General features: G+C 67.5%; 7 protein-coding genes. 2 read left to right on the top strand and 5 right to left on the bottom strand.

The features are described 5' to 3' along the window. On the bottom strand, positions 1–302 hold a 302-nt coding region (locus tag QOD90_RS03625; protein ID WP_526346756.1), incomplete at its 3' end, for a DUF222 domain-containing protein. Between the two features lie 167 nt (positions 303–469). On the opposite strand from QOD90_RS03625, the gene QOD90_RS03620 reads away from it, so the two are divergent. Beyond that, entirely contained in the window at positions 470–1,363 is an 894-nt protein-coding gene (locus tag QOD90_RS03620) for a cytochrome c oxidase assembly protein (protein ID WP_526346754.1), read from the top strand. Here QOD90_RS03620 and QOD90_RS03615 read toward each other — a convergent pair. The 3 genes from QOD90_RS03615 to glnX are packed head-to-tail and all read right to left on the bottom strand — an operon-like array spanning position 1,360 to position 5,938. Next, positions 1,360–3,648: a tetratricopeptide repeat protein gene (locus QOD90_RS03615; RefSeq protein WP_526346752.1), complete on the bottom strand. Its 2,289-nt coding sequence runs from the start codon at positions 3,646–3,648 to the stop codon at positions 1,360–1,362. The two genes, QOD90_RS03620 and QOD90_RS03615, sit on opposite strands and share 4 nt — an antisense overlap. Further along, complete coding sequence (locus tag QOD90_RS03610; protein WP_526346750.1) at positions 3,648–4,622, bottom strand: glutamate ABC transporter substrate-binding protein; 975 nt, start codon at positions 4,620–4,622, stop codon at positions 3,648–3,650. The genes QOD90_RS03615 and QOD90_RS03610 overlap by 1 nt, the downstream gene beginning before the upstream one ends. After that, positions 4,619–5,938 (bottom strand): protein kinase G-activating protein GlnX, encoded by a 1,320-nt coding sequence (gene glnX, locus QOD90_RS03605; protein ID WP_526346748.1) that lies wholly within the window; start codon positions 5,936–5,938, stop codon positions 4,619–4,621. The genes QOD90_RS03610 and glnX overlap by 4 nt, the downstream gene beginning before the upstream one ends. A 127-nt stretch (positions 5,939–6,065) precedes the next feature. Here glnX and QOD90_RS03600 point away from each other — a divergent pair, with 127 nt between their 5' ends. Next, complete coding sequence (locus tag QOD90_RS03600; RefSeq protein ID WP_526346746.1) at positions 6,066–6,563, top strand: NUDIX hydrolase; 498 nt, start codon at positions 6,066–6,068, stop codon at positions 6,561–6,563. Here QOD90_RS03600 and thiE read toward each other — a convergent pair. Beyond that, entirely contained in the window at positions 6,547–7,230 is a 684-nt protein-coding gene (gene thiE, locus QOD90_RS03595) for a thiamine phosphate synthase (RefSeq protein WP_526346744.1), read from the bottom strand. The genes QOD90_RS03600 and thiE overlap by 17 nt on opposite strands. Positions 7,231–7,232 lie beyond the last annotated feature (2 nt).

Below are 7,232 nucleotides of genomic sequence, written 5' to 3'. Positions count from 1 at the left end.
TCGGCGAACAGCGCGGCGACCTTCGGCAGCCGGTCGCGCAAAGCGGTCCCGATCAGTAAGAGGCTGGAGGCGGTGCCGGAAGTAATCCGTGCGGTGGCGCCGATGTGGGCGCAGACCGCGGCCCAGTTGTCCAGGCACCACTGATCCCGATCAGCGGATCCGGTGGCGGCATACGCGTCGTCGAGCAGGGTGACCATCGCCGCCAACCGGCGGGCGCACGCCGCGGATTCGACGCGGGTCCAGGCGTCGACTGCCCCGGCCCCGTGGGTGCCGGTGGTGGTGGCCACCAGGTGATCGAACATGATTCGAACATATGTGCTAACACCGACACGGAACAACCCCAAAGAGCCAGGTTGTGGATGAAACGCAGACTGTGCACAACCACGCCTTCACACCCCGAAAATGTCGGTGTCACATGCTAATTGCACCCTCCCGGTGAATTCCCAGGTTGCGGTCGTAGCTTCAGCGCATGCCGCCCGCCGAGACGCCGTTGTCGTTCGCGGTTGCCGCGGGCTCGTGGCGTGTCGACGTCGCCCTCCTGCTCATCGCGGCCGTTGGGGTGGGGTACTTCCGGTGCCGCCCGGCCGCGGGCGCCCCCGTCTACTGCTTCGCTGCGGGCCTGGTCACGTGGACGGTCTCCGTCACCAGCGTGATCGCGGTGTATGCACCCGTGCTGTTCTGGATGCGGGCGCTGCAGGTGTTGGTGCTGCTGTTCGTCGTGCCCTTCCTGCTCGCCCTCGGCCGACCGATAAGCGCCGTGCGGGCCGTGCTCTCCGAATCGGGTCGGGCGACGATGGATCGGGTAGTGGCCTCAAGGGTCTGTCGGGTCGTGGCCTCCCCGCTGTGCACGTCCGCGGCGATGCTTGGCGTCCCGTGGCTGCTCTATCTGACGCCGTGGTACGTAGCGTCGATGGCCGGCGTGGTGGGCTCGGCGACTCGAATATTGCTACCTATCATTGGATTTGGCTACTTCTACGCCAGGCTCCAGGGTGACCCCGTTCCGCGCCGGTACTCGCCGCTGCTGTCCATCGGCATCAGCGTGGTGGAGTCGCTCGGCGACGGGCTGCTCGGCTTGGTGCTGTGGCTGGGACCGGTGATCGCCTACGGCTATTACGCTGCACTGCACCGGAACTGGGGTCCCAGCCTGCGGACCGACCAGTCCGTTGGGGCAGGCATCCTGTGGATCGTCGGCGACGTGCTCGGTGTCCCGTTCCTGGCCGTCCTCATGCGGGGACTGTCCAGGCACGAGAAGGTACGGGCCAAAGAAGTTGACGCCGAACTCGAAGACGAGGCCGACGCGCCCCAGTCCGCACTGTGGTGGGAAGCCGATCCGCAACTGGGGGAGCGCTTCGGCAGGCGCTAGAACGTGCTCATGGGTCGCACGCTGTTGGCCAGATCGACCAGCGCATAACGGTGTTCCTGCGTCGGTGCGACGCGTGACAGCCCCCGCAGCGACGACTCGACACCGAGTCGCAGACCGTGCTCCGTGAAGGGGAAGCCAAGGATGTGATTCGTACTCGCGGTGTTGTCGGCCAACCAGTCCATCGCAGTCCCCAGCACGAGCGCCCGGATCTGCAGCACCCGAGGCTCGGTGTCGGGCAACACCTCGACCCGTCGGGCGGCGTCGCGGATCTGTTGTTCGGAGATCTCGCTGCCCGACCGCCCGGACAGCAGGGTGACAGCGCTGGTGAGCCGTGCCGTGGTGAAGTGCCTCGAGGTGGGCGGGACCTGATCGAGCGTCGTGACGGCCTCATCGCGGTCGGCGTCGGCCGATTGTGCGCGGGCCAGGCCGAAGCCCGCCGAAATGACGCCGTTGTCGGTGTTCCAGACCGTCTTGTAGAAGCTGTGCGCATCGAGCGAACCGGACAGTTCCGCGGTCGCGGCCAGCGCCAGCTTCGGAGCCAGTTCGCCGGGCAGCGTGTCCAGCACCTGGGTGAAGTGCTTGGTGGCGGATTCATAGTCGGCAGAAAGCAATTCGGCCACGGCGCGGAACCACACCAGACGCCAACGCCAACCCACCCGCTCATACAGGTCGTCGAGTTTGCGGTTGGCCTTGGCCACGTCGCCGAGGTCCAGCAGCGCCCGCACCTCCATCAGTGGCAATTCCACGGACTGCGACAGGTCGTCGCTGTCGGAGTCCAACGATCCGTAGCGCGCGGCGCGCAGTGAGTCGAGCGTCTGGACGGGCTGACTGAGCACGTTCGCCGACAGCACCGCGGCGCCGACGTCCGCCGGGTCGACGAGGGGAACCTGAAGTGCCCTGACGATCTCCTGGGCGGTCAGCTTCTCGGAGTGCACCTGACCGTCGAGGTAGACGTCGGTATGCGCGACGAGGAGGTCGACGCCGAACGTCGAACGCGACGGGCTGAAGACGGTGGACAGGCCCGGCCGCGGCATCCCGGAATCCTGAGCGACGACCTCACGCAGCACACCGACGAGCTGACCCGACATCTCCTCGGCGCTGGCGAACCGCCTGCGGGGGTCCGGGTCGATGGCACGGCGCAACAGTCGGCCGAACGAATCATATTGATGCAGAACGGGATCGTCCTCGGGCAAGCCGTCATCGTAACGACCGTGATGGGTGTGCAGGTCAAGCGTCAACGCAGCCAGCGTGCGGCCGACGGTGTAGATGTCGGTGGCCATCGTCGGCCCAGTCTTGACGATCTCGGGAGCCTGGTAACCCGGTGTGCCGTAGAGGAATCCGTAGGAGTTCAACCGAGATACCGCGCCAAGGTCGATCAGCTTGAGCTGTTCCTCGGTGACCATGATGTTCTCGGGCTTCAGGTCGTTGTACACCAGCCCGACAGAATGCAGATAGCCAAGTGCGGGCAGGATTTCGAGCATGTACGCGATCGCCTGTGCGACCGGCAGCTTGTGGCCCTTCGCCTGTTTGAGCGAGGTTCCGCCGACGTACTCCATGACGATGTAGCCGACGGGATCGCCGTTCTTGTCGGCATGCTCGACGAAGTTGAAGATCTTCACGATCCCCGGATGGGTGACCTCGGCCAGGAACTGGCGTTCGGCCATCGCTATCGACTGCGCCTCGGCGTCACCCGAATGCACCAACCCCTTGAGAACCACGGGCCGATCGTTGACGTTCTGATCGAATGCCAGGTAGATCCAGCCGAGCCCACCGTGCGCGATGCAGCCCTTGATCTCGTACTGGTCGACCACCATGTCGCCCGGACTCAGCTGCGGGAGAAAGGAATACGAGCTACCGCAGTGCGGGCACCAACCCTCGGACAGCGCTTCGCCGTCTGAGGTCGACCGGCCGACCGGCCTGCCGCAGTTCCAGCAGAACCGCTTGGCCTCGGCCACGACCGGGTCGGTCATCAGCGCTTCCAGCGGGTCCCGCTCCGGCACCCGGGGCACCTCCACGAGACCGCCGCCGAGCCGTCGGATCGGCGACCACTGCCGGGTCAGCATCGTCGTCAGATCGTGGGGTTCGGTCTCGACGCTGCTGACCGAGAAGCCTTCGGAGTCATCGAAGTTCGGCCGGAATACGGCCTGCGTCGCCATCGGCCGCAGGGTCGCCAGCGAGTCGTAGGTCATGGCCTCCGCGGGCTGGGTGCCCGGGTAGGCCTCCTCGTCGTCAGCGGCGTCCAACGCCGTGCCCTCGGCGGGTTCTGGCTTCTCGTCGGCGGTCATCAGTCCTCGTACTTCGGCACTGGTGGCGCGGGTGCAGGGCCTAGGACGGTCAACCACTTGCGGTACAACGTGTTCCACGTGCCGTCGCGGCGGACCCGTTCGAGTGTTCCGTTCACGAACCGCACGAGGCCGGTGTTCTCCTTGTTGATCCCGATGCCGTACGGCTCCTTGGCCATCGACGGCCCGACGATGTGCAGATACGGGTCCTGCGAGACCAGTCCGGCGAGTATCGAGTCGTCGGTGCTGACGGCGTCGACCTGACGCTGCTGCAGCGCGACCAGGCAGTCGGCCCACGTCACGACCTCGACGATGACGGGCGGCGGGCTGATCTGCTGGATGCGCTCGAGCGACGTCGTCCCCGTGACCGCGCACACCCGCTTGCCCGCGAGGTCGGAGGCATTCGTGATCGCCGAGTCCCGTGGCGCCAGGATCCGCTGGGTGGCCGCCAGGTACTCGGTGGAGAAGTTCACCAACTCCTTGCGCTCGCAGGTGATGCTCATCGTCTTGACGACGATGTCGACCTGATTGTTCTCCAGGGCAGCGGTGCGATCGGCCGACGAGAGGATGCGGTACTCGACCTGCGATGGCGTGCCGAAGATGTCGCGGGCGACCTCACCTGCGATGTCGACGTCGAAACCGGTGATCTCACCGGTGATCGGGTCGCGGAAGCTGAACAGGTTGCTGCCGATGTCGAGGCCGACGATGAGCCTGCCGCGGTTGCGGATGTTGCTGACGGCGGCCTCGGCCTCGGCCTTGGTGGGGAAGGGGCGCAGGCTCGCCGTGCAGTCGTCGGTGTCGGTGTCTGGCAGTTGCACGGCTTCCGGCGCGACTTCCGTCATCCCCGCGGGCGTCGGCGGTGCGAGCGTCACGCTTGGCACGTCGACCGCAGGCGCGGTCTGGCTGCAACCGGCAATGGTCAGCACCGCCGCGAGTGCGGCCACCATCCGTTTCATGCCCTTCGCGCAAGCGCTCATCGATACTCACTCAACCTTGGCCAGAGCCCGAGCGCCACCGCGATCGCCGCGATGACGCTGAGCACCGCCGCGCCGACCGTCGCGCCGGACAGCACCCGCCGCGCGTTGACGATGTCGTTGCGCAGCTGTTGACGGCTCTCCCCGATGCCCTTCGACAGCGCGGCATCGAGCTTGTCGAACGCGGGGGTCGAGTCGTCCTCGCCGGTGCCGAGAGCCACCTGGGTGGCGGCCTGGTAGTTGCCGACCGCGATGTAGGCGTTGATCCGGTCGTCGGCGGCCCGCCAACGCCGCAGCAGTTGTTCGGCGTCGGCAAGATCGGCCTTGTCGATCGCGTCGTCGCGACCCAGGTAGTCGGCGAGCTGCTGCTGCATGGTGTCGATGCGCTGGTAGTACGACTGCTTGCGGACGCCTTCGTCACCGCGACGGATCAGCGACAGCGTCTCGTCCGCCCGTGCCTGCTGAGCGGTGATCGCCATGGTGGTGACGGTCTTGAGGGATTCGGCGGCCGTGCTCTTGGCGCTGCGACTGTCGGCGGTCGAGATCGTCAGCGCCGTGCCGACCCACACGATCATGATGAGGACCGCGAGACCGCCGGCGACGAAGCCGATGTTGACGCGGCGGCGGGTGCGTCGGGACAGCCACCGGTTCGCGAAGGCCCCGAACATCAGTGTCGCCAGCACCACCAGGATGACGGGGGCCGGGATCCTGGTCGACGTGGTCGTTTCGGTGTCGACCTGCTCGCTCGTCGTTCCGTACAACCGTTGCGCGTCGGGGAGGATTTGCGTCTGCATCAGCGACGACGCCTCGGACAGGTACGACGAGCCGACGGGGTTCCCGGCCCGGTTGTTGGTGCGCGCGGTCTCGACCAGACCCGTGTAGACGGCGAGTTGCGCGTTGACCCTGCCGAGCAGCCGGACCATCTCGTCGTCGGTGAGACCGCTCGAGGCGCGTGTCACCGCGACGGATGCGTCGGTGATGGCCTGTTCGTAGCGCTGCCGGACGGCTCGCGGCTCGGCCCCCGAGATGAAGGCCGTGGCGGCAGCGGCGTCGGCGACCGAGAGGGTCGTGTAGAGCTGACCCGCCGCGAACGAGAGGGGCTCGGTGTGGTCGAGCACGTTGGACAGTGCCTGCTGCCGGTCGTTGATGGTCGTCGACGTCGCGAAGGCGCATGCGATCACCAGGGCGGCCAGGACGAAGCCGATCGTGAGGATGCGGCCGGGCGTCGTCCAGAGGAACCACCACCGCGGATGCGCTGGTCTGGTCTGTGAGCGCGACGCGAGGGGCTCGGTAGAAGGGTGCGCCAACTCCACAGTCACCTGTGCGCGGACCTCTGCTTTCGGTGCTTCTTTCCCGACTCCTCAACTGTAAAGGAATTCTAAGAGAAGGGGGCGGGACGCGCGGGACAATCGGGGGACGCATGTAGATCGGCCCTATCCTGAACCCGTGCGTGGCGACGGAGACGGTTGGGTGTTGTCGGAGGACGGCGTGCCCTTCTGGGGGCTGCACGGCGCAGCGGGCCTGTTGTTGCGCGCGCCGCGACCCGACGGAAGCGCCGCGGTGCTCCTCCAGCATCGGGCGCCATGGAGCCATCAGGGCGATACGTGGAGCCTGCCCGGCGGAGCCCGCGACAGTCACGAGAGCGTCGAGGACGCCGCCGTCCGCGAAGCGCACGAGGAGGCCGGCCTGACTGCCGACCAGCTGGTGGTGCGGGCAACGGTGGTGACCGCCGAAGCGAAGGGCGGGCGGTGGACCTACACGACGGTGATCGCCGACGCGCCGGAGCCCCTGCACACCGTGCCCAATCGCGAGAGCTCCGAACTGCGCTGGGTGCCGGTGGACGAGGTCGCCGACATGCCGCTGCACCCCGGCTTCGCCGCCAGTTGGGAGCTGTTGCGCACGGAGTCGGCGGCGCTGCCGTTCCAGGTCATTCGCGAGACGTAAGCCGCGATTTCAACTCTCGAGCCGCGGCGGCGGGGTCCTCGGCCGCGGTGATGGCCCGCACCACCACGATTCGACGGGCGCCCGCCTCCAGCACCTCGGGAAGACGATCGAGGTCGATGCCGCCGATCGCGAACCACGGCGTCGCGGTGTCTAGCGTGGCGGCCGTGCGGACCAGGTCGAGCCCGGGTGCGGTGCGCCCCGGCTTGGTCGGGGTTGGCCAGCATGGGCCGACGCAGAAGTAGTCGACGTCCTCGGCTGCGGCCGCGCGGACCTGGTCGGCGTCGTGCGTGGACCGCCCGATCAGCGGGCCCGCTCCGATGACGTCGCGCGCGACCTTCAGCGGCAGGTCGTCCTGGCCGAGGTGAAGGACGTCGGCACCGGCAGCCCTCGCGATGTCGGCCCTGTCGTTGACGGCGAAGAGGGCGCCATGCCTTCGCGCCGCGTCGGCGAGCACCTCGAGCGCGGCCAGCTCACCTCGGGCCTCCAACGCGCCGAACTGCTTCTCACCTGCGGACCCCTTGTCGCGGAGCTGAATGATGTCGACCCCTCCGGCCAGCGCCGCGTCGGCAAATTCGGCCAGGTCACCACGCTCCCGCCTGGCGTCGGTGCACAAGTAGAGCCGGGCCGCCGCGAGGCGCTGACGAGGGTCACCCAGGGGTTCAACCATGC

Source organism: Mycobacterium sp., from assembly GCF_032161845.1.
Taxonomy (GTDB): Bacteria; Actinomycetota; Actinomycetes; order Mycobacteriales; family Mycobacteriaceae; genus Mycobacterium.
Note: the sequence above shows the minus strand (reverse complement) of the source record. Positions and strands in the feature narration are given on the sequence as shown.